Consider the following 20,665-nt stretch of genomic DNA (forward strand, 5'->3'; position numbering starts at 1 on the left):
GAGTGGTTCGCCTTCTTGTAGGCGACCTCGTACCCACAGTGTAGCCGCTCCACGCCCGGGCGCTGCGCGCAGGCGAGCCGGTCAAGCGCGCTTCTTCAACAGGGTTGACCTCCAATGAATATCTGCTGGAACCGCATCCGCCTGGCGCTGGTCGCCCTGGCCTGCGTCGGCCTGTCGGGCTGTGACTGGGTGCTGCTGGATTCGAAGGGCATGGTCGGGCTCGCCCAGCGCGACCTGATCCTGATCTGCATCGGCCTGATGCTGATCGTGGTGATACCGGCCATTGTGCTGACCTTCGTATTCGCCTGGCGCTTCCGCGCCGGCAACACCCAAGCGAAATACACGCCGGACTGGTCGCACTCCACCAAGGTGGAGATCGTGGTCTGGGGCGTGCCGCTGCTGATCATTGCCGGCCTGGCGGTGATCGTGTGGAAGTCGACCCACGAACTGGACCCGTACAAGCCGCTGGACGTGGCCGGTGAACCGCTGCACGTGGACGTGATCGCCACCGACTGGAAATGGGTGTTCGTATACCCGGACCTGGGCATCGCCACGGTCAACCAGCTCAACTTCCCGGCCAACCGCCCGCTGGCGTTCAACATCACCTCCAACTCGACGATGAATACCTTCTTCATCCCGCAGCTGGGTGGGCAGATCTACGCGATGGCGGGCATGCGCACGCAGCTGCACCTGATCGCCAACGAGCCTGGCCAGTTCCGTGGCATGTCCGGCAACTACAGCGGGCATGGCTTCTCGAACATGAAGTTCATTGCCACCGCCAGCAGCAACGAGGACTTCGAGCGCTGGGTGGCCGAGGTACGCAGCGCGCCACAGGCGCTGGATTTCAACCAGTTCAAGGCGCTGGCCGCGCCGTCGAAGAACGCACCGGTGCAGCACTTCTCCAGTGTTGAACCGTTGCTGTTCAAGAAGGTCATCGACCAGTTCATCGGCGTCGGTGAGAACACCGCTGCGGCTACCCCGGCGGGCGCTGCCGGCGGTGCCCAGGTTTCCCAGGAGTAACGAACATGTTGGGTAAATTGACGTGGGAGGCCGTGCCGCTGCACGAGCCGATCGTCGTGGTCACATTGGCGGCGATGGTGCTGGGTGGTCTCGCGCTGCTTGGCGCGGTGACGTACTTCAAGCTGTGGGGCCCGCTGTGGCGTGACTGGTTCACCACCGTGGACCACAAGAAGATCGGCATCATGTACGTGGTGGTGGCGCTGGTCATGCTGGTGCGTGGCTTCGCCGACGCGCTGATGATGCGCGCGCAGCTGGCCGCGGCCGGGCCGGGCAGTGACGGCTTCCTGCCACCGGAGCACTACGACCAGATCTTCACCGCACACGGCGTGATCATGATCTTCTTCGTGGCCACTCCGTTTGTTGTCGGCCTGATGAACATCATCGTGCCGCTGCAGATCGGCGCGCGCGACATGGCGTTCCCGTTCCTCAACGCTTTCAGCTTCTGGATCTTCGTGGTCGGCGCCGCGCTGATGATGATCTCGCTCGGCGTTGGCGAGTTCGCCATGACCGGCTGGGTCGCCTATCCGCCGTTGTCGGGCATCGAGTTCAGTCCAGGCGTGGGCGTGGACTACTACATCTGGGCATTGCAGGCTTCGGGCATCGGCACCTTGCTGACCGGCGTCAACCTGTTCATCACCATCCTGCGCATGCGTGCGCCGGGCATGACTCTGATGAAGATGCCGGTGTTCACCTGGACCGTGCTGGTCACCAGCGTGATCATCATCGCCGCCTTCCCGATCCTGACCGTCGCGCTGGGCGCGCTCACCCTGGACCGCTACCTGGACTTCAACTTCTACACCAACACGCTGGGTGGCAACCCGATGATGTACGTGAACCTGGTGTGGGCCTGGGGCCATCCGGAGGTGTACATCCTGGTGCTGCCGGCGTTCGGCATCTTCTCTGAAGTCACCGCCACGTTCGCGCGCAAGAAGCTGTTCGGCTACAAGTCGATGGTCGGTGCAACGCTGGCGATCGGAATCCTGTCGTTCATCGTCTGGTTGCACCACTTCTTCACCATGGGTTCCGGTGCCAGCGTCAACGCCTTCTTCGGCATCATGACGATGATCATCGCCATTCCCACCGGCGTGAAGATCTTTACCTGGCTGTTCACCATGTACGGTGGCCGCGTTGAGTTCAGTGTGCCGATGCTGTGGACCATTGCCTTCCTGGTCACCTTCACCATCGGTGGCATGACCGGCGTGCTGCTGGCCATTCCGGGCGCGGACTTCCTGCTGCACAACAGCCTGTTCCTGGTCGCGCACTTCCACAACACCATCATCGGTGGTGCGCTGTTCGGCTACCTGGCCGGCTTCGCCTACTGGTTCCCGAAGGTGTTCGGCTTCACCCTCAACGAGCGCCTGGGCAAGTGGTCGTTCGCGTGCTGGGTGATCGGCTTCTACCTGGCCTTCATGCCGCTGTACATGCTGGGCTTCATGGGCATGACCCGCCGCATGAACCAGTACGACAACCCGGCGTGGACGCCGTACCTGATCGCCGCCTTCATCGGCGCGCTGTTCGTGTTCGTGGGCATCATCCTGATGCTGGTGCAGATCTACGTGAGCGTGCGCGACCGCAAGCGCAACCTGGACCTGACCGGCGACCCGTGGAACGCACGCACGCTGGAATGGGCCACGCCGTCGCCGCCGCCGTTCTACAACTTCGCCGTGGTGCCCAAGGCCGACGAGCTGGACGCCTTCCATGAAGCGAAGAAGCGCGGCCTGCCGCCGCCGCCGAAGAAGTACGCGCCGATCCACATGCCGAAGAACACCGGCGTGCCACTGATCCTCAACATCTGGATCCTGGTGCTGTGCTTCGCCCTGGTCTGGCACATCTGGTGGATGGCCGCGGTCAGCTTCATCGCGATGATCGTCACCCTGATCGTGCGGTCCTACGACGAGGACGTGGACTACTACGTCAGTTCCGAAGAGGTGGCGCGCACTGAAGCGGCCAACCTTGCCAAGCTGAAGGAGGTACGCGCATGAACCTGTTGACCCGCCCCGAGCTGGCCAGCGACACGCAGGCGCACGAGGACCACCACGAGCACGACCACAGCCACGAGCAGGGCGGCATGAAGGTGTTCGGCATGTGGGTCTACCTCATGTCCGACCTGGTGCTGTTCGGTTCGCTGTTCGCCTCGTATGCGGTGCTCAGCACCGCCTATGCCGGCGGCCCCACCGGCAAGGAGCTGTTCTCGTTGCCGTTCGTGATGGCCGAGACCTTCCTGCTGCTGGTGTCCAGCATCACCTACGGCCAGGCCGTGCTGGCGATGCATCGCCACGATGCGTCGGCGGTGCTGCGCTGGCTGGGCGTGACCTTCGTGCTCGGTGCCTCGTTCATCGGCATGGAAATCTACGAGTTCTCGCACCTGATCCACGAAGGCGCAGGCCCGAGCACCAGTGCCTACCTGTCGGCGTTCTTTGCGCTGGTCGCCACCCACGGCCTGCACGTCGCCAGCGGCCTGATCTGGATGGCGGTGGTCATGCACCAGGTCTACCGCCGTGGCCTGACCCCGACCAACATCACCCGCGTTTCGTGCCTGAGCCTGTTCTGGCACTTCCTGGACCTGGTGTGGATCTGCGTCTTCACCTTCGTCTACCTGATCGGAGCCTTCTGACATGGCCCACGTCGAAACCTCGCGCGCCGGCAATGCGCACGGCTCCACCAAGTCCTACCTGATCGGTTTCGTGCTGTGCGCGCTGCTGACCGTGGTGCCGTTCGCGCTGGTGATGAACCCGGTGCTGTCGCGGCCGCTCACGCTGTTCCTGCTGGTCGGCTTGGCGGTGGCACAGATCCTGGTGCAGCTGGTCTATTTCCTGCACATGGACCGCAAGTCCGAAGGCGGGTGGAACCTGGCCAGCTTCGTGTTCACCCTGGTGATCCTGTTCATCGTCGTCGCGCTGTCGGTCTGGATCATCTGGAGCATGCACTACCACATGATGATCAACTGAGCCTGCGAACCGTGAAAGGCATTGCGCTCCCCCATCGTGGCCTGCGGCTGGCCGCAGGCCTGCTGCTCGGCCTGCTGGCCGGCTGCAGTGCGCAGTCGCGCATGGACTTCTATTCCAAGGACATTGCCTGCGAAGAACTTGGCCAACAGTGGTCGATGCCCGACAGCCACGGCACCGTGCGTGGCCCGAAGGACCTGCAGGGCCAGGTGACCTATCTGTTCTTCGGCTTCACCAGCTGCCCGGACGTGTGCCCGACCACCATGGTCGAGCTGAGCCAGGTCAAGCACCTGATGGGCAGGGATGCCGACCAGCTGCAGGTGGTGTTCGTCAGCGTCGACCCGGCGCGTGATACGCCGGAGGTTGCGCGCACCTATGTGGAAGCCTTCGATCCCAAGGCAATCGCGCTGGTCGGCAACGAAGCACAGCTGGCGGCGATGGCCAGTGACTTCAAGGCGTTCTACGAAAAAGAGCCCGGCCAGGTGCCGGAGACCTACACCATGAGCCACATCGCCGGTGGCTACGTGTTCGACCGCAAGGGCCGCCTGCGCCTGTTCGCGCCGTACGGCATGCCGGTGGACAAGCTGTTCTCCGACGTGCAGCGCCTGCTGCTGGAACCGGCCCATCCAGCGGCAGGTAACGACGCACTGGCCAGCTGCCACCTCAAGCACAGCGGCACACTCGCCGCCCGCTGACGCCACCTCTACCGCGGTGGGTGCCGACCTTGGTCGACACGTGATGCATGAGTCCGGTGGGTGCCGACCGTTGGTCGGCACACCCTGACATCAATCCCCCGGCCGGCCAGGAGAGCCAACCGGCCAGGGGCACCACTCAACGCCTTACTTGGTCTCTTCCCACTGCACCACGTCCGGCTCGGTGGCGCGGATACCGGCGGTGGACAGCAGCCTGGTGGTCGCATCCAGCGCCGCGTTCACCGACGGGTACTCCACGATGGCCTGGCCTGAAGCCTTGGAGACCTTCACCACGGTACCGCCAGTGGCGGCGGCTGCGCGCTGGGCCGAGGCTGCATCGGTGAAGAACACCTTGACCCGCGACGTCGCCACCACCGGCGCGCCGTCACGGGAGACCGCCGCCGCGAACTTGCCGGCACCGGCATCAGCAGGTGCCGCCGCTGCGCCATCCAGCGAACGCTTGGTACGCGAGCTGGTGGTCGCCGCCGCCTGCGGGGTGATCGTGAACTGGCCGCCGCTGGCCTGCTTCACCGTGGCCGAGGGGGACAGCTGGAAACGCGTGCCGCCCACATCGAACGCGCGGCCGGTAGCGGACGCCTTCAGTTCCTGCGCATCCACGGTCGACAGGGTCCTGGCCGGAGGGGTCTGCCCCGAGCTCTGTGCCCAGGCAGGGGAGGTCATCGCCGCGAAGGCGAGCGTGCTCAACAGAATGGTGGTCTTCATCATCAGTGCCCCAGAACGCGGATCTTGAAGAATTCGAGGTTGCCGCGCGAAGTTGCGGTCGCGGCCTGCCCCATGTCGGTCACTTCCAGCGTCCAGGTGCCGCTGGCATTCTCATCCAGGAAGGCATTGCTGGACAGCAGGTCCCAGCTGGTGAAATTGCTCTGCGCGCCACCCGTGCCCGAACCGATCGCGGTGAACGCCGGTTGCACCACGCTGCGGGTGCCGCTGGGCGACACCAGCACGAACTGCAGCTGGCGCGTGTTGCGGTGGTTGACCCGGAATCCCAGCTGCACGCTTTCGATGTTGCGCGCGCCGTTGGCCAACTGGAAGGTCAGGCGTGCGGCGGCGGCCGAGGTATTGCCGATGGCCACGGTACGCGTGGTGGTGCGCCAGCCGCTGTCGACCAGCGCACCGAGCGACTGGAAGTTCTCGGCCACCTGCACTGCACGTGCAGCGTTGACCACGCCGAAGCCATACCAGTTGCTGTAGGCACGGCCGGCGGCATTCACCGTCCAGCCCGGCACCAGCGTGCGCCCGTCGGCCAGCGTCACCGCCGGCTGGTTCGGGTGGTTGCGCGTGGCGGTGGTGGCCAGGATGTACTTCACATCGCGATAGGACAGGTTCGGATTGGCTTCCAGCACCAGTGCCGCCACGCCCGATACCATCGGCGCCGATGCCGAGGTGCCGTTCATCTTGGCGGTGTAGTTGCAGGTGCTGTCGATGGCCGACAGGTTGCTGTCCAGGGTGTTCTGGCGGTTGGTGTTCTTGTTGCTGCCCTGCGCGCACCCGGTCACATCGGTGGTGACGATCGCCGGGTCGTACGCGCGTGCCACCAGGCCGGGCGCGTACTGCGCCTGCAGGCCGTACTCACCGCCAAAGGCCGACACCCACAGCGCCGAGCCGGTGGAGGAATACGACGAGCGCACGCCATCGGCGCGCACCGCGCCCACGGTGATCACGTTGAACAGGTTGTTGCGCGGATCGCGGCCGGCCGGCACGCAGCCGGTGTTGCGGTTCTTGGTGTCGGTGGTGCAGACATCCTGGGTCTGGCTGATCGAGGCATTGTTGAAGTTGTTGCCGGCCGACTTCACGTAGATGCCGCCGCGGCCACCGCGCGTGCCCGACAGTGCCTGCTCGTACGAACGAATCGTGTTTTCGCTGTACGCCAGCGGCAGGTTCGGATTGCCCGGGCCGGCGCCCCAGCTGTTGTTGAACACCTGCACGTCGGCTGATTCCGCGCCGTCCCACCAGGCGTACTCGATGTTGCTCTGCTGGTTGCCCAGGGCCGAGCGCGAAATCGGGTTGAAGCCCTTCAACGTCGCCGCCGGGGCTACGCCGCGCACGCCCAGGTTGTTGGCGCCCACCGCGCCGGCGATGCCACCGACCATGGTGCCGTGGTTGTCGACATCCGGGTTGGTCGGGGTGGGGTTGTTCGAGCCATTGGTGAAGTTCTTGCCGGCCACCGCGGCCACGTTGGCCGCCAGGTCCGGATGCGCGATCTGCAGGCCGTCATCGACGATGGCGATGGTGACGCCCTGGCCGCGGATGCCGTTGCGGAACAGGCCATCCACGTTCAGATCGTTGCCGGCCACCGGCAGCGTGTCAGCCGGGACCGTCTGCCCGGTGTTGAGCAGGTGCCACTGGATTGCCGCCAGTGGATCGGCCTGTTGGGCCTGGGCGGTGACGGCCAGGCTGCCCAGTACCAAAGCAGTGGCGAGGGCCAGCCGCGCGGAGCGCGGTGGCGCGGTGCGTTGCGTATGTCGCTTCATACACGAATCCTTCTGTTGTGAATCGGCATGGCAGGACGGCGGGGCGGAACTGCCCCATCGCAACGAGCCAAACGCGACACAACGAAGAACCCCCTACCTCTTCACACCCGCAATGTGCGAATGTGCCAATTGCGTCACAAACGCTTAGTACGTCAAGTTATGACAGGTCACGCGAATACCTTCACGCCATCTTCGCGCGCTTGCTTCGAGGTACGGGAAACGTGGGTAATCACATACAAGTGAAGTCACACATGAAGAACGCACGCCAGCGTGCCCGTGCGCACGCGGACCAGACTCCGCTCTCGGTTGCCGCCATCCGCAAGGTGGTGCTGTCCGTGCATACGCGCAGCCACGACTATGGCGACGATGCCGATATCAGCGAGTTGCTGCCCGAGCTGGCAGCCTTCGGCATCACCACGGTGAAACCGCTGCGCCTGTTGATGAAGAAGCATCGTCGCGCGCTGCTGCAGGAGGAACGGATCGTCATGCGACGCGCAGAGACGCTGCATCTGCGCACCGAGTGGCGGCCCGGTGGCATAGACGTGCATGCCAACACCAGCCGCTACGCCATCGGCGGCCTGGTCCGCACCAGCATGGAACACGAATTCGGCTTCGAGACGATGCTGCCCTTCCACGAGGTGCGCGAGGACGAATCCACTTAGCGCGGTGCCTGCGCGGAGGGTGTGGCAGCCCCGCCGGGGCATCATCGCGCGTCCTCACATCGCGCTGTGCTACTACAGCCCGTGCACCCTTCCGCACGGAGCACGATGATGGTCAATCCGCTCGCCCAGGCCCATCGCGGCCTCGGCACCACGCTGTTCAGCCTGTTGAACCCGATACCTTTCGGCTTCTTCGTCGGCGCACTGATCTTCGACGCGATCTATCTCAACAGCGCCGAGGTGATGTGGGGCAAGGCCGCTGCCTGGCTGATCACCTTCGGCCTGCTGATCGCCATCGTGCCGCGCCTGATCAACCTCTTCGCGGTCTGGCGCCGCAACGGCACCGCCACCCGCATCGACCGCATCGACTTCTTCCTCAACCTGGTCGCGGTGGTGCTGGCCATCTGGAACGCCTTCGTGCACAGCCGCGATGCGTACGCCGTTGCGGTGCCGGGCACGATCCTGTCGGCGTTGACCGTGGCCCTGATCGCCCTGGGCCTGATCCTGCTGTCACTGCAGCCGCCGGTGCTGCAGGGAGGTCGTCATGGCTAAGCACATCCTGCCCACCGTGGGCTCTCTGGCGCTGGCCGTGATGCTGTCGGCCTGCGCCGGCAAGGCTGAATACCATCCCGCCGACCAGTCGGGCCCGCAGCCGCCGCTGCCCAAGCCGGCCAACTTCCTGATGCCGCCGATGCAGGTGCCCAAGGGCGTCGGCTGGTCTGATGGACAGACCCCCACGGTGGCCGAGGGCCTGAAGATCGAGCGCATCGCCGCCAACCTGCAGCATCCGCGGCGCCTGCTGACCCTGCCCAATGGCGATGTACTGGTGGTGGAAGGCAACGGCCCCGGCGAAGAACCGGTCACCACGCCCAAGCAGTGGATTGCCGGCAAGGTCAAAGCGCGCTCGGGCAAGGCCGGCAAGGGCGGGAACCGGGTCACCCTGCTGCGCCGCACGCCGGGAACGAGCACGTGGACCCAGCATGTCTACATCGAGGGCCTGCATTCGCCGTTCGGCATCCAGCTGATCGGCGACACGCTGTACGTGGCCAACACCGGCAACATCATGCAGTACCACTACGTGCCCGGCGAAACTCGCATGTCGGACAAGGGCCGCGAGTTCACCGACCTGCCCAGCACCATCAACCACCACTGGACCAAGGAACTGCTGGCCAGCCGTGATGGCCGCAAGCTGTATGTGGGCGTGGGCTCCAACAGCAACATCACCGAGAACGGCCTGGCCGTCGAATACCGCCGTGCGGTGGTGCTGGAAGTGGACGTGGCCACCCGCGGCAGCCGCATCTACGCCTCGGGCATCCGCAACCCGACCGGGCTGGACTGGGAGCCGAGTACCGGGAAGCTGTGGGCGGTAGCAAACGAACGCGACGAGATCGGTGCCGACCTGGTGCCTGACTACCTCACCTCGGTGAAGGAAGATGGCTTCTACGGCTGGCCTTACAGCTACTACGGGCAGCACGTGGACGAACGCGTGCAGCCGCAGCGACCGGACCTGGTGGCCAAGGCAATCGTGCCGGACTACGCCATCGGCTCGCACGTGGCACCCCTGGGCCTGTTGTTCTACACCGGACAGGCACTGCCGGCGCAGTACCACGGCGGCGCCTTCATCGGCGAGCACGGCAGCTGGGACCGCTCGCCGCTGAGCGGCTACGAAGTGGTGTATGTACCGTTCAAGGACGGCAAGCCGACCGGGCGCCCGCAGACCGTGGTGAGCGGCTTCGCCTCAAAGGACGAGAAGACCCTGATGGGCGCACCGGTGGGCATGGCCATGGACGCCGAGGGCGCGCTGCTGGTGGCCGACGACGTGGGCGACGTGGTGTGGCGGGTGTCGGCCAGGTAGTTCTGTAGAGCCGAGCCATGCTCGGCTTACGCGCGCAGCGCGGGGTTTCGCGTACAGGTCGAAGAGCAGCCGAGCGTGGGCTCGGCTCTACAGTTCCGCAGTACCGCTGCGGAACCCGCTGAACACCGACTCGGCAGCAAACCCAACGCCGCCCAGCAGCACGCCGAAATACACCACTGTGGCCACCACGAAGCCATAACCGGCCGCCACCGCCGCGCCATCGCGCTGGATGAAACCGATGGCGAAGGACATCAGCGCCAGCGCCGGCAGCGTGTTGCTGAAGGGTATCGGCCCGGCCGGCGCCATCAACAGCAGGGTCGCGAACACCAGCATCAGGTTGTTCAGGCGCATCATCTTCTTCGAGCGCACCATCACCGCCAGCCGCATCGGCCGCGACAGCCGCTCCATGCGGTGCACCCATTTCAGCGCACGGCCGAGGTTGGTCTTCAGCTTGTCGGTGGCGATCTCGCGGCGGGCCAGCTTCTGTGGCACCCACAGCGGGCGGTTGCGCACCCGGCTCAGGCCGATCAGCAGGATCGAGGCGCCAAACACCGTACTCAGCCCGGGAATCGACACCGGAATGATGAAGATGGCCGAGAGCAGGATCACGATCAGCAGCAGGCCCTCATCGCCCAGCGCGCTGAGCAGGGTGCCGACGCTCACCTGGTCGCCGGGCAGTTCGTCGATCATCTGCTCGATCTGCTGGGCCAGGGGCGCGCTGTCATTGGTTTCAGGGGCACGGTAGGTCATGCGTCGCAAGGTTCTCCAGGGAAGGGCGGTCAAGGGGCCGTCCTGCGGTGGGGGACGCACAGGCTCCTGCAGTATCCCGGCCAACGTGGGCAAAGAGGTGAACCGGGCATGAGGGGGTAAACTGGCGTGCCCCGCACGAGTTGAACGCAATGGACATGGGCCGCCGGCAATCGACCATCGAACTGGTCGCCATCGACATGGATGGCACGCTGCTGGACCCGTCGCACCAGCTCACCTCCCGCGCCAGGAAGGCCATCGCGCAGGCGCGGGCGCTGGGCGTGCACATCGTGCTGACCAGTGGCCGCCCGGTTCCGGGCCTGGCGCCGTACCTGCACGAGCTGGGCATCACCGGCAACGACGACTACTGCATCGCCTGCAATGGCGGCCTGGTGCAGCGGATCGGCACGCGCGAAACCGTGGTCGAATATCCGCTCAGCTTCGACGACTTCCTGTTCTGCGAGCAGGTGGCCCGCGACCTCGGCGTGCACTTCCAGGCGCTGGACAGCCAGCGCATGTACACGCCCAACCAGGACATCAGCTACTACACCGTAGCCGACTCGCATCTTTCGCGGATGCCGCTGTCGTATCGTCGCGTGGAGGACATGGATCCGTCGATGTCCTTCATCAAGCTGATGATGATCGACGCGCCGGATGTGCTGGATGCCGCCATCGCGCGCCTGCCCAGCGAGCTGACCGAACGTTTCGCGGTACTGAAGAGCGCGCCGTTCTTCCTGGAAGTGTTCGACCACCGTGCAGGCAAGGGGCCGAGCCTGCAGAAGCTGGCCGAGCACCTGGGCATCGACCGCGCCAACGTGATGGCCATCGGTGACCAGGAGAACGACCTGACCATGCTGCAGTACGCCGGCACCAGCGTGGCGATGGGCAATGCCATCGACGCAGTGAAGGCGGTCGCGCGGTTCGGGACCACCAGCAATGCCGACGAAGGCGTGGCACGTGCCATTGAGCGCTTCGTCCTGCAATGATCGGACGCACATCATGAGCTGGACTTTGATGATGTTTGCTCAGTCCTTCGCCAACGAGCGGTTGTCGGCGCAAGTTTTCTCCGAGTCCTACATCGAGCTATGGAAGATCGAGCGGGATCTCGACTTGCCGGCTTTGGATGACATAGCGCTTTCAACGTGCCTGTCCAGCATCTTCTGTGCTGCTGACATGTATTGCGACGAAGATGTAGATCGCCATGCGTATGAGCTTGATGCCGCCCAGCTGCATGCTGCCGTTGTGGCTCTGATCGATGAGTGGAAGCAGTCCACGACTGCTCGCTAGCCTGGCTTGGATGTATACCTGCGTATAGCCCATACATCCCCATCACCATCTGCGCTGTACCACGGTGCAATGGCGGATGCGCCAGTGCGATGCAAGAATTTCGCACGTCGAAATCACGCCATCGAATCCTGCGGCAGATGATCGTCTTCGTCTGCTGACCGGCGCGCACCGCGCCGTCACCCTCTCAACGCAATCGCACCGCCAGCCAGGGCGCCGACACCGGTGCTGCAACGCGCTGGGCGTGCGCCTGCGCCGCTCTCTCCCTGCACCTGGATCTGCCCATGAACACCCCACCCACGACGCGCCTCGCCCTGGCCATCATCGCCGCCATCACCGCGCCAGCGCATGCCGCAGAAACGCACGCCACCGCGCTCGACACGCCCACCACGCTCAATGCCCTGCAGGTTATCGCCACACCGCGCGGTGCGGCCGTGGCACCGACCCAGGTGGTCGGCCCCAACCGCTACATCATCAAGGCCGAAGACCTGGACGCGATGGTCACCGGCAACAACGGCTTGGCCATGCTCAAGCAGGTGCCGGGCGCCAGCTACACCGCCACCGACGGGCTGGGCCTGGATATCTCGGCCACCAGCCTGTTCGTGCGCGGCTTCCGCATGAATGAAATGGGCATCACCTTCGAGGGCGTGCCGCTGAACGACAACGGCTTCCTCTCGCTTACCGGCACCAGCGTGGTGAACGTGGGCGTGCCCGATGGCATCGGCGCGATCACGGTCGGCCCCGGTGGCGCACCGGTCAGCGTGTTCTCCAGCAGCGTCAACGGCGGCAGCCTGGAGTACCGCCTGCGTGACCTGCAGGACACGCCCAGCCTGCGCGTGAAGCAGGGCGTGGGCAGCAACAGCACGTTGGTCACCACCGTATCCGGGCAGAGCGGCCAGCTCGGCGAGCAGGGCCCGAAAGTACTGGTCGACCTGCAGCGCGTGTCTGCCGACAAGTACCAGGGCGAGGGCACGCAGAACTTCCTGCGCGGCGACCTGAAGCTGCAGCAGGACGTCGCCTGGGGCGATGTCACCGTGTTCCTGTCCGACAGCAAGGCCAAGGTCTGGGGCTACAACAACATCTCCTTCGACATGATCCGCAAGCTGGGCTGGAAGGCCGACATCTTCTACCCGGATTATGCGTGGGCCTGGTACGTGGCCTCGCCGGAGAATGCAGACAAGTCCTGCGGCGCCTACACCTGCGGCGAGCTTTCCGAACTGATTCCGTACGACACCGGCCAGATCACCCGCGACCGCGTGTCATCGATCAACCATCGCTTCCAGATCACCCCGGCGCTGAGTGGCAACGTGCAGCTGTACAACGCCAACAGCCACACCCAGGCCACGCTGACCGACCCGACCGTGCCATCGCCCAACGGTGCGCCGTTCTCCGAACAGGTGCAGACACCGCGCCTCAACCGGCTGGGTGGCATGGTCAACCTGCAGTTCGAGACCGGCGCGCACACCTTCACCGCCGGCTTCTGGCAGGAGAAGAGCAAGGCTGCGGCCAAGACCGAGTGGTACCCGCAGCCACTGCTGGGCGAGGGCCCGCCGCTGAAGGCCACCGGCCCGTTCGATGTGTACGGCCCCGCGTTCAAGACCGACAACGCATCGAGCTGGGTGACCCGCTCGCGCCAGTTCTACCTGCAGGACGACATCGTGTTGAACGACACGCTGAAGCTGGGCGTTGGTTTCAAGGCCGTGGACTTCCGCACCCGCGGCGGCGGCCTCGGCGATGCCAAGGACCGGCCGGTGAACGGCACGCTGCGCGCGAAGAGCAACTTCCTGCCGCACGTCTCGCTGTTCTGGAGCCCCACCGAATCCACCGATGCCTTCATCGACCTGGCCAATACCATGAACGGCTATCGCGTCGCTCAGCGCGGCAACATCGGTTACACCGCCTCGGCGTGGACCATCACCGACCAGGAAGAGTTCGACCGCGTGGCCGGCACGTTGCGCCCGGAGAAGAACTGGATCCTCACCGTGGGTGCATCGCATCGCTTCGATCGGCTGACGATCACCGGCGACGTGTTCTACAACGACATCCGCAATCGCCTGCTGTCGGCGGCCATCGGCACTCAGTTCGCGCAGATCAACACCGTGCGGCTGATGCCGAAGATGCACGTGATCGGCGCCGACCTTGGCATCACCGCCGACCTGACCGACCACCTGCAGTTCTACCAGGGCGTGGCCGTGGCCCGTTCGTACTACGACAGCGATTTCGTGGTGGGCGACACGGTGTACCCGATCAGGGGCAATGCTCAGCCGGGCTACCCGCAGATCTCGCTGGTCAGCGACCTGTCCGCCCAGTTCGGTGACTGGCGCTTTGGTGCAACCAGCACCTCGTACCTGCGCCAGCCCTTCACCTACGAGAACGACATCCGCGTGCCCACGTTCTGGCAGGTCAACACCTACGCCGCTTACCGCTTCGGTGCGGACAGCGCCGTGCCCGGTCTGGAGCTGCGGCTGGACGTGAGCAATCTGTTCAACCGCCACAACATCGGCACCGCCACCATCGCCGGCTCGTCGTTCTCGGGGGATTACCAGACCCTGCAGCGCAGCGCGCCACGGCAGCTGATGTTCAGTACCTCGATGGCGTTCTGAGGCGATGAGGGCGGGGTCAGAGCCCTTTGCTGCGCAAAGGGATCCGACCCCGCAGCCATCCCGTGATCGGGGTCAGATCCCTTTGCGCAGCAAAGGGCTCTGACCCCGAAGCCCGTCCGGAAGCCCGCCTTGCGCAATCAACAGGGATTTTCTGGCGGCGACGCAAGGTTCCCACAATGTTGCTGGGTCATGCTGTCGGCATGGCTCAGTACAACCCGCGAACCCCGCTGTTCGGCATCCGAGGCCCAGGACGGCCCCGGCAGGCGCCGTCCGTGGCGCCTGTGATCGACCTGCAGGCCGAGTACCACTTCTGGCACGTCTACGAACGCGTGGTCCGCCCGCTACCCGGCGGTGGGCTGCCGCAGGCCTGGCTGGTGTGCCAGAAGGTATATCGCGACCGCTGGCAGCACCCGGAGGACAGCGACGCGGCGGGGCTGTCGCGGGTGCTGTTCGGCGACAACATGACGGCTGGCCGGGCGTCGGAGCTGGCGGAGCTGCACGCGCTGGTCAGCCGTCGGGTGGCGCTGCTGGCGAAGCGGGGACGGTTGCATTCGGCAGCCTGATGCCTGCCCTTGGTGGGGTCGACTGTTAGTCGACCGCTCTTCGCATCTACCTCTCAGAAGGCCGCGCTTCGCGCGAGAGTCGACCAACGGTCGACTCTACCAATAGCCAACCCGACCGTCATTTCTAAGGCTTTCCCCGATCCAACTGCCGATAGCCAATCGCCTCAGCCAGATGCGCCGTGTGGATCGTTTCACAACCCGCCAGATCCGCAATCGTGCGCGCCACGCGCAGAATCCGGTGCATCGCACGTGCGGAAAGCTGCAGACGCTCGATGGCCTGCTCCAGCATGTCCTGATCTGCCTCGCTGAGTCGGGTACAGGCTCGCAGCGCCGCTGGCGGCAGATGCGCATTGAGCCCGCCACGCGCCTGCTGCCGGGCATGGGCGGCTTCCACCCGTGCACGTACCGCAGCACTGGGCTCACCCAGTGGCGTGCTCTCCCGCAGCTCCACGGCATCCATGCGCGTCACACTGATATGCAGGTCGATGCGGTCCAGCAGCGGGCCAGAAACCCGCGCACGGTAGCGGTTGATGCGCTCATCACTGCACAGGCAGCGGTTACTGCGGTCGCCGGCCCAGCCACAGGGGCAGGGATTCATCGCCGCCACCAGCTGGAATCGCGCCGGATACTGCACGCTGCGTGCCGCGCGGGCGATGCGGATGTGGCCGGATTCCAGCGGCTCTCGCAGGGTTTCCAACGCACTGCGGTTCCACTCTGGTAGCTCATCCAGGAACAGCACGCCGTGATGGGCCAGCGAGATCTCGCCGGGGCAGGGCGGATTGCCCCTGTCACTTCCAGCAGATGACTGGAACCACGGGCCTCAGAGGGCCGGTTAGAGTCCTTCACCGCCGCGTAGCCCGGCTAAGCTCAACATCGAAGGATCGGACTGTCTACACCGATCCGCGAGACCGGATTGCAGAGCACAGAAGATGAATAGACTCGATTCAACCGGGCCTGTCCGAAGATTGAAAAATAGTCGGCGCGCCTTGACTGGGAAGGTCAATTTGGAGCCAGGCGGCGTTGCGGGCTTTGAGTCCTCCCTCGAGCGAGACCTCTTTTTGGTCTTGGACTTCGACCCGCAGGTACTGACCGTTCGCGAGCAGCCGTTCACCCTGACCCATATTCACGATGGCCGGGTAAGGCCCTACACCCCGGATGCGCTGGCTGAATACGACCGTGAGCGCACCCCGGTCGTGGTTTACGAGGTCAAGCCGCTGGAGGTCCTCCGCTCCGAATGGCATGCCTTGCGCCCGCGGTTCAAAGCCGCCGTGGCTTACTGCAGCCAGCGGGACTGGCAGTTCAAGATCGTGACCGAGCGCCACATCCGCACCCCGTACCTGGCCAATGCCAAGTTCCTACGCATCTTCAGGGCAATGGAGCCTCTCCTAGTTCGCCAGGCGCAGCTCCGCTATACCGCGACGGCACTGGGCCCCACCACGCCCCAGGCCCTGTTGGCCGCCGCCTATTGGCCCAAGGACGAGCAGGCGCTGTCCATCCCTGCTCTTTGGCAAATGGTGGCTCGAGGTGACTTCACGATCGATCTCCAGAAGCCGTTGAGCATGTTCAGTCCTATCGAACTGCGGGAGTAGAAGATGACCGCATCCAACTTTTTTGAGATCTCCCCGGGGATGGAGGTGATGGTCGGCCAGCGCCACTATCGCATCACCCACTCTCTGGACCTGAACAGCGTACTGGCAGAAGACATCGAGACCGGTCAGTCGACGCGCCTGCGTGTAGAGACCATGTCCCGGGTGATCGAGGCAGAGGCGCCGGATGGTAGCCCGAACTACTCGGTACACCACTACTCCGAAAAGGATTGGGCAGTTGCACAGCGCCGATTTGAGGCGATCAAGCCGCTGATCAACAACCCGCACCGGACCAAGCGTGATGTAGCCGCAGCCGGGCTGCGAATCGGCGTCAAGACGTCCACCCTTTACAAGTGGATTGCCATCTACCTCAACCACCAGCACGTTGCGTCACTGGTTCCCCGCAAGCCCGGGCCCAATAAAGGCGGACGATATCTGTCGGCGGATCAGGAGCTGGTGATCTCCTCAGCGATCGAGGATGTGTACCTGACCAAGCAGCGCCGCACACCGGCAGCAGTGGTCCTGGAGGTGTTAAAGCGGTGCCGCACGGCGAAAATCGATCCGCCGCACGAGAACACGATCCGAAATCGAATCGCTGACCTGAGGCCCGCGAGCGCCCTTCGCCGCAGGGGGCAGAAGGACAAGGCGCGGGACGGCTTCGAGCCAATCATGGGCGCGTTCCCGGGCGCAGACTTCCCGATGGCCGTTGTTCAGATCGACCACACCCCGCTAGATGTCATCGTGGTAGACGAGATGCACCGGAAGCCGATCGGTCGTCCGTACCTGACGTTGGCCATCGACGTGTTCAGTCGGGCCGTCGTGGGGCTCTATGTGACGCTTGATGCGCCATCGGCGACCTCGGTTGCAATGTGCATCTCTCATGGCATGAACACCAAAAGTGACTACCTGCGCGAATTGGGGGTTGAGGGAGACTGGCCGATCTGGGGCCAAATTGGCACGCTGCACGCTGACAATGCACGTGAGTTCAAGTGCAAGGCTGCCAACCGTGGCTGTCAGGCAAATCACATCGACATGCAGTGGCGACCGGTGAAGAAGCCTCACTACGGCGGCCACATCGAACGCTACATGGGCACGGTTGCCACAGAGATGAGGAACATCCCTGGCGCGACCTTCTCCAACACCCAGCAGCGAAAAGGCTATGACTCGGAGAAGGAGTCGGCTCTGACCTTGAGGGAGGTGGAGCAGTACTTGGTTCGCTTTATCGTCAACATCTACCACCAGCGCCCGCATAGCCAGCTCAATGGCTCGTCTCCCATGCGAGTCTGGGAAGAGGCAATCCTCGGCGGTACCAAGCCCGGCATTGGACGTATGCTGCCGTCTAATCCTGATCGCATCCGTATGGATTTCCTTCCCTACTTCAGTTCCACGGTCCAGCGGTACGGTGTTCGCATCGATCACGTCTATTACTACGACCCGATCTTGGACAGCTACATCGGCGCCAAAGACCCTGACAATCCCGACCGAGCCAGGAAGTTCGTATTTGCGAGGGATCCACGTAACGTCAGTGCCATCTACTTCCTGGACCCGGTGGTCGGTAACTACATCCCCATTCCGTATCGCAACGTCGGGCTCCCGCCGGTGTCGGCCGGTGAACTGAGAGAGGCCACTAAACGAGTCCGTGCGGAAGGTAAAGCTGCGGTCGACGAAGACCTGATCTTCCGGAGCATTGAGGCCAATCGCCAGTTGATCGATGAATCCGTGGCCAGGACCAAAGCAGCCAGGCGCCAGAGCGAAAAGCGGCCCAAGACCAGGCCGGAGACGAAGGCTCCTGAGCAGTCCCCTGAGGCACCAGCGCCGTCTCGGACCGCCCCGGATCGGGGCATCTTCTCCCAGCCGGCAGAAGTGTTTGAGATCGGAGAAATTGACTGATGAGCACTTACGTCCACCTTCATGAGAAGGTCATCCCCTACATGCGGGGCTCGGTCGAAGAGCGGATCGCCGTATGCCGTGCTGATCGCTGGATTGCCTACACCAGAGCAAAGTCGGTGCTGGACGATCTTGATCAACTTGTCGTCTATCCGATCACGCAACGACCGCCCTGCCGGCTCATCCTTGCTCGAGGTGATAACGGAAAAACGGCACTCTTGCGGCAGTTCCAGCTGCGCCACCAAATGAAGGCGCGCCCGGATGGGACCATGTGCGCTCCAGTGATTCGGATCGCGATGCCAGCAACGCCTGATCTCTCCCAGATTTGGTCAGAGATTCTTGGTCGCTGCGCAACCACGCATCGTAAGAGCGATCCGGCACATGTGAAGTATGCGATGGTCGTTGCCGTCCTGCGCTCCCGCGGGACCCGGGTTCTGGCAATTGATGAATTCAATGACGTCGCGCTGGCCAGAAAGGGGGCGGCGGACATCCTTGCTGGTTTGCGCAAGCTGAGCAATGACCTGAATCTGAGCATAGCTGCAGCGGGTACTGAGGCTGCGCTTCACGCGCTGTCACACGACCCGCAGATGCAGTCACGATTTACGTCGGTGGCGATGCCGCGGTGGGAACTGGAGGTGCCTTATCGAAGCTTCCTCAATACCTATGAGTTGCTGTTGCCCTTGGCGAATCCCTCCAATCTCGCATCAGAGAACCTGTCGGCTTTGCTGTTCGATCTAGGCGGCGTGGCCATTGGTGGTACTGTCAAATTGCTTCGAGAAGCAGCAACGATCGCCATTAGGACAGGCGAGGAATGCATCACGGAGGAGACTATCCGTAGTGCAGTTAGTGCGACGGACAGCAAAGCGGTGGCCGCCGAGCTCTAGTCATGTGCGCCTCATGGAGTCGGCCAATTCCCGGCGAACTGCTGACCAGCTACCTTATGCGGCAGGCAATCGCGCAGGGGAGCTCAGCTGACAGGTTCACCAGGCTTATCCTGCCCCGCTCGTCTGTCTGGAACCGGGATCTGGATGTGTGCGCTGGATCGGAGTTCATGGATGCGCTATGTGTCTCATCGGGCCATTCCCCCGAGCTACTGGATGAGTTGACACTGTCCCGTTGGGCCGAAGTAACCCGCAGGAGTGAGGTCCGAACGAAAGGTGTCTATCACTGGATCGACTGTATAGGCTTGTATCACCGGACCCGCCGACTGCATGGCCAGGCGTTCTGTCCTGACTGCCTTGGCGAGCGCGGTGGATTCTTGAGGCAGTGGCGACTGTCCTTCTGGACGGTCTGTCCTTTCCACGATCGTCTGCTTATGGACGCCTGTCCTCATTGCGGTGCTGTGGTCCAGCCTCATCGTCAGGACTTTGACCTTCGGCTGTGCTGGAGCTGTAGCGGAGATCTGACCGTGTGCTCACCAGTGCGCGCGGCGCCGACAGCCAGCCAAGCTTTGCTCTTCAATGCCCTGGTTGGACCGTCTGATTGGTTTGAGCCGTGCAATTTTCGGTGTAGAGGGAGCCAGCTACTTTGGGGTGCGGACGTGTTGCTATCCGCCTTTTGCGGGCACGGGCGACGCGAGGACCAGGCGGGTGATGAGCACCCAAGAGTGGAGAAAAAAAGGGTTGAAGCAAGGCATGCAGATATGAAGCTGCTCGACTGCCTCCTAGCAGCGGATGCACGGACGATTGGGCAGGTCGCCGCCGATTATCACGTCACCCAGAGATGCTTCCGGCAGGAGATGCCTGGGTGGCTCCACTCCGTGGTAGCCCTGCTGGTTCCTGGTCGAGTCAACAGGCGCTTTGCGGCGGGTCGAAAGGAAGTAAAGACTGTTGTAGATGCACAGAGGTCTCGAACTCCTGGCTGGCAAGAGTTGAGGGCAGATCTGTTATTCAAGATGATTGGAAGAAGAGTATGAGTACTGACAAGCACGGGCGAAGGACCTGCGACGGGTTCGGTTGCGGTCACCGCATCGATAAGGCCAAGCGGGTACATCGGGGTCAGGACTACTGCGGAACCTGTTACAAGCGCCACTTCGTGAGAGCCCAGTGTCCCACCTGCACGGGCTCGGTGGTCTATCACAAGTCAGAGTTACATGTTCCCTCGTGCGGGGAGTGTGATCGCTCCGAGCGCTGCTGCTCGAGGTGCGGTAGACCCGCACCTGACGCTCGCTTGGTCACGGTAACCAGCCCTGGCCCCTGCGGGGACGTGACTGTGACTGAGACGGTAGTTGCGTGCTTGTCCTGCTATCCCTATTTCGTGCCCGCGGTTCCTTGTGATATCTGCAAGGAACCAAGCCAGCGGTTGTCCGGTGCTTCGCACCTCCCAGAGGGCA

The 20,665-nt window shown here is 63.7% G+C and carries 19 protein-coding genes and 1 pseudogene; 16 read left to right on the top strand and 4 right to left on the bottom strand.

From position 1 onward, the window contains the following. Positions 1-114: 114 nt before the first annotated feature. From cyoA to AC5P7S_RS00765, 5 genes are read left to right on the top strand one after another with little or no spacing between them, the layout of a single operon-like run. Positions 115-1,020, top strand: a complete 906-nt coding sequence (cyoA, locus tag AC5P7S_RS00745) for a ubiquinol oxidase subunit II (protein WP_095378935.1) — start codon at positions 115-117, stop codon at positions 1,018-1,020. Between the two features lie 5 nt (positions 1,021-1,025). Continuing rightward, a complete protein-coding gene (gene cyoB / locus AC5P7S_RS00750) occupies positions 1,026-3,002 on the top strand; it encodes a cytochrome o ubiquinol oxidase subunit I (RefSeq protein ID WP_095378937.1) in 1,977 nt (658 codons plus the stop codon). Further along, positions 2,999-3,634 carry a cytochrome o ubiquinol oxidase subunit III gene (gene cyoC / locus AC5P7S_RS00755; RefSeq protein ID WP_005420033.1) on the top strand — a complete coding sequence of 212 codons (636 nt, stop codon included), beginning with the start codon at positions 2,999-3,001 and terminating at the stop codon, positions 3,632-3,634. The genes cyoB and cyoC overlap by 4 nt, the downstream gene beginning before the upstream one ends. Before the next feature lies 1 nt (position 3,635). Beyond that, positions 3,636-3,968, top strand: coding sequence for a cytochrome o ubiquinol oxidase subunit IV (gene cyoD / locus AC5P7S_RS00760; protein ID WP_005420031.1), 333 nt, complete (start codon positions 3,636-3,638; stop codon positions 3,966-3,968). An 11-nt stretch (positions 3,969-3,979) separates the two neighbouring features. Then, positions 3,980-4,660 (top strand): SCO family protein, encoded by a 681-nt coding sequence (locus tag AC5P7S_RS00765; protein WP_095378940.1) that lies wholly within the window; start codon positions 3,980-3,982, stop codon positions 4,658-4,660. 144 nt (positions 4,661-4,804) lie between these two features. On the opposite strand, the gene AC5P7S_RS00770 is transcribed toward AC5P7S_RS00765, so the two are convergent. After that, positions 4,805-5,383 (bottom strand): DNA breaking-rejoining protein, encoded by a 579-nt coding sequence (locus AC5P7S_RS00770; RefSeq protein WP_095378942.1) that lies wholly within the window; start codon positions 5,381-5,383, stop codon positions 4,805-4,807. Then, positions 5,383-7,149 (bottom strand): S8 family serine peptidase, encoded by a 1,767-nt coding sequence (locus AC5P7S_RS00775; protein ID WP_095378945.1) that lies wholly within the window; start codon positions 7,147-7,149, stop codon positions 5,383-5,385. Before AC5P7S_RS00775 ends, AC5P7S_RS00770 begins: the two co-directional genes overlap by 1 nt. Positions 7,150-7,400: 251 nt before the next feature. Between AC5P7S_RS00775 and AC5P7S_RS00780 the strand changes: the two genes are divergently transcribed. The 3 genes from AC5P7S_RS00780 to AC5P7S_RS00790 all read left to right on the top strand — a co-directional run bounded on the left by AC5P7S_RS00780 (position 7,401) and on the right by AC5P7S_RS00790 (position 9,663). Continuing rightward, positions 7,401-7,811 (top strand): hypothetical protein, encoded by a 411-nt coding sequence (locus AC5P7S_RS00780; protein ID WP_095378948.1) that lies wholly within the window; start codon positions 7,401-7,403, stop codon positions 7,809-7,811. A 108-nt stretch (positions 7,812-7,919) separates the two neighbouring features. Beyond that, positions 7,920-8,360: a DUF2231 domain-containing protein gene (locus AC5P7S_RS00785; protein WP_041863928.1), complete on the top strand. Its 441-nt coding sequence runs from the start codon at positions 7,920-7,922 to the stop codon at positions 8,358-8,360. Then, positions 8,353-9,663, top strand: a complete 1,311-nt coding sequence (locus AC5P7S_RS00790; protein WP_005420013.1) for a PQQ-dependent sugar dehydrogenase — start codon at positions 8,353-8,355, stop codon at positions 9,661-9,663. Before AC5P7S_RS00785 ends, AC5P7S_RS00790 begins: the two co-directional genes overlap by 8 nt. Positions 9,664-9,750: 87 nt before the next feature. Here AC5P7S_RS00790 and AC5P7S_RS00795 read toward each other — a convergent pair whose 3' ends face one another. After that, positions 9,751-10,413: an exopolysaccharide biosynthesis protein gene (locus tag AC5P7S_RS00795; protein ID WP_005420011.1), complete on the bottom strand. Its 663-nt coding sequence runs from the start codon at positions 10,411-10,413 to the stop codon at positions 9,751-9,753. Positions 10,414-10,562: 149 nt separating this feature from the next. On the opposite strand from AC5P7S_RS00795, the gene yidA reads away from it, so the two are divergent. The 4 genes from yidA (at position 10,563) to AC5P7S_RS00815 (ending at position 14,860) form a co-directional block, all read left to right on the top strand. After that, positions 10,563-11,396, top strand: coding sequence for a sugar-phosphatase (gene yidA / locus AC5P7S_RS00800; RefSeq protein ID WP_095378951.1), 834 nt, complete (start codon positions 10,563-10,565; stop codon positions 11,394-11,396). Positions 11,397-11,409: 13 nt separating this feature from the next. Next, entirely contained in the window at positions 11,410-11,697 is a 288-nt protein-coding gene (locus AC5P7S_RS00805; protein WP_170944952.1) for a colicin immunity domain-containing protein, read from the top strand. A 281-nt stretch (positions 11,698-11,978) separates the two neighbouring features. Then, on the top strand, positions 11,979-14,297 hold the full coding sequence (locus AC5P7S_RS00810; protein WP_095378953.1) for a TonB-dependent receptor: 2,319 nt from the start codon (positions 11,979-11,981) through the stop codon (positions 14,295-14,297). A 176-nt stretch (positions 14,298-14,473) separates the two neighbouring features. Then, on the top strand, positions 14,474-14,860 hold the full coding sequence (locus tag AC5P7S_RS00815) for a hypothetical protein (protein ID WP_095378955.1): 387 nt from the start codon (positions 14,474-14,476) through the stop codon (positions 14,858-14,860). A gap of 124 nt (positions 14,861-14,984) precedes the next feature. Here AC5P7S_RS00815 and AC5P7S_RS00820 read toward each other — a convergent pair. Beyond that, a pseudogene (locus AC5P7S_RS00820) lies at positions 14,985-15,644 on the bottom strand (ATP-binding protein); the annotation flags it as partial. 145 nt (positions 15,645-15,789) lie between these two features. Here AC5P7S_RS00820 and AC5P7S_RS00825 point away from each other — a divergent pair. Genes AC5P7S_RS00825 through AC5P7S_RS00840 form a run of 4 tightly spaced genes read left to right on the top strand, consistent with a single transcriptional unit; the run spans position 15,790 to position 20,248 of the window. Next, positions 15,790-16,449, top strand: a complete 660-nt coding sequence (locus AC5P7S_RS00825; RefSeq protein WP_457894609.1) for a TnsA endonuclease N-terminal domain-containing protein — start codon at positions 15,790-15,792, stop codon at positions 16,447-16,449. A 3-nt stretch (positions 16,450-16,452) separates the two neighbouring features. Then, positions 16,453-18,336 carry a TnsB C-terminal domain-containing protein gene (locus tag AC5P7S_RS00830; RefSeq protein ID WP_457894608.1) on the top strand — a complete coding sequence of 628 codons (1,884 nt, stop codon included), beginning with the start codon at positions 16,453-16,455 and terminating at the stop codon, positions 18,334-18,336. Continuing rightward, a complete protein-coding gene (locus AC5P7S_RS00835; RefSeq protein ID WP_457894607.1) occupies positions 18,336-19,217 on the top strand; it encodes a TniB family NTP-binding protein in 882 nt (293 codons plus the stop codon). The genes AC5P7S_RS00830 and AC5P7S_RS00835 overlap by 1 nt, the downstream gene beginning before the upstream one ends. Positions 19,218-19,219: 2 nt before the next feature. Further along, positions 19,220-20,248 (top strand): TniQ family protein, encoded by a 1,029-nt coding sequence (locus AC5P7S_RS00840; protein ID WP_457894606.1) that lies wholly within the window; start codon positions 19,220-19,222, stop codon positions 20,246-20,248. Positions 20,249-20,665: the final 417 nt, after the last annotated feature.

Source organism: Stenotrophomonas sp. YJH_SMC_32, assembly GCF_059369975.1.

Coding starts and splice junctions, on each gene's coding strand:
- cyoA (WP_095378935.1), top strand. CDS start 115: ATGAATATCTGCTGGAACCGCATCCGCCTGGCGCTGGTCGCCCTGGCC.
- cyoB (WP_095378937.1), top strand. CDS start 1,026: ATGTTGGGTAAATTGACGTGGGAGGCCGTGCCGCTGCACGAGCCGATC.
- cyoC (WP_005420033.1), top strand. CDS start 2,999: ATGAACCTGTTGACCCGCCCCGAGCTGGCCAGCGACACGCAGGCGCAC.
- cyoD (WP_005420031.1), top strand. CDS start 3,636: ATGGCCCACGTCGAAACCTCGCGCGCCGGCAATGCGCACGGCTCCACC.
- AC5P7S_RS00770 (WP_095378942.1), bottom strand. CDS start 5,383: ATGATGAAGACCACCATTCTGTTGAGCACGCTCGCCTTCGCGGCGATG.
- AC5P7S_RS00775 (WP_095378945.1), bottom strand. CDS start 7,149: ATGAAGCGACATACGCAACGCACCGCGCCACCGCGCTCCGCGCGGCTG.
- AC5P7S_RS00780 (WP_095378948.1), top strand. CDS start 7,401: ATGAAGAACGCACGCCAGCGTGCCCGTGCGCACGCGGACCAGACTCCG.
- AC5P7S_RS00785 (WP_041863928.1), top strand. CDS start 7,920: ATGGTCAATCCGCTCGCCCAGGCCCATCGCGGCCTCGGCACCACGCTG.
- AC5P7S_RS00790 (WP_005420013.1), top strand. CDS start 8,353: ATGGCTAAGCACATCCTGCCCACCGTGGGCTCTCTGGCGCTGGCCGTG.
- AC5P7S_RS00795 (WP_005420011.1), bottom strand. CDS start 10,413: ATGACCTACCGTGCCCCTGAAACCAATGACAGCGCGCCCCTGGCCCAG.
- yidA (WP_095378951.1), top strand. CDS start 10,563: ATGGACATGGGCCGCCGGCAATCGACCATCGAACTGGTCGCCATCGAC.
- AC5P7S_RS00805 (WP_170944952.1), top strand. CDS start 11,410: ATGAGCTGGACTTTGATGATGTTTGCTCAGTCCTTCGCCAACGAGCGG.
- AC5P7S_RS00810 (WP_095378953.1), top strand. CDS start 11,979: ATGAACACCCCACCCACGACGCGCCTCGCCCTGGCCATCATCGCCGCC.
- AC5P7S_RS00815 (WP_095378955.1), top strand. CDS start 14,474: ATGTTGCTGGGTCATGCTGTCGGCATGGCTCAGTACAACCCGCGAACC.
- AC5P7S_RS00825 (WP_457894609.1), top strand. CDS start 15,790: ATGAATAGACTCGATTCAACCGGGCCTGTCCGAAGATTGAAAAATAGT.
- AC5P7S_RS00830 (WP_457894608.1), top strand. CDS start 16,453: ATGACCGCATCCAACTTTTTTGAGATCTCCCCGGGGATGGAGGTGATG.
- AC5P7S_RS00835 (WP_457894607.1), top strand. CDS start 18,336: ATGAGCACTTACGTCCACCTTCATGAGAAGGTCATCCCCTACATGCGG.
- AC5P7S_RS00840 (WP_457894606.1), top strand. CDS start 19,220: ATGTGCGCCTCATGGAGTCGGCCAATTCCCGGCGAACTGCTGACCAGC.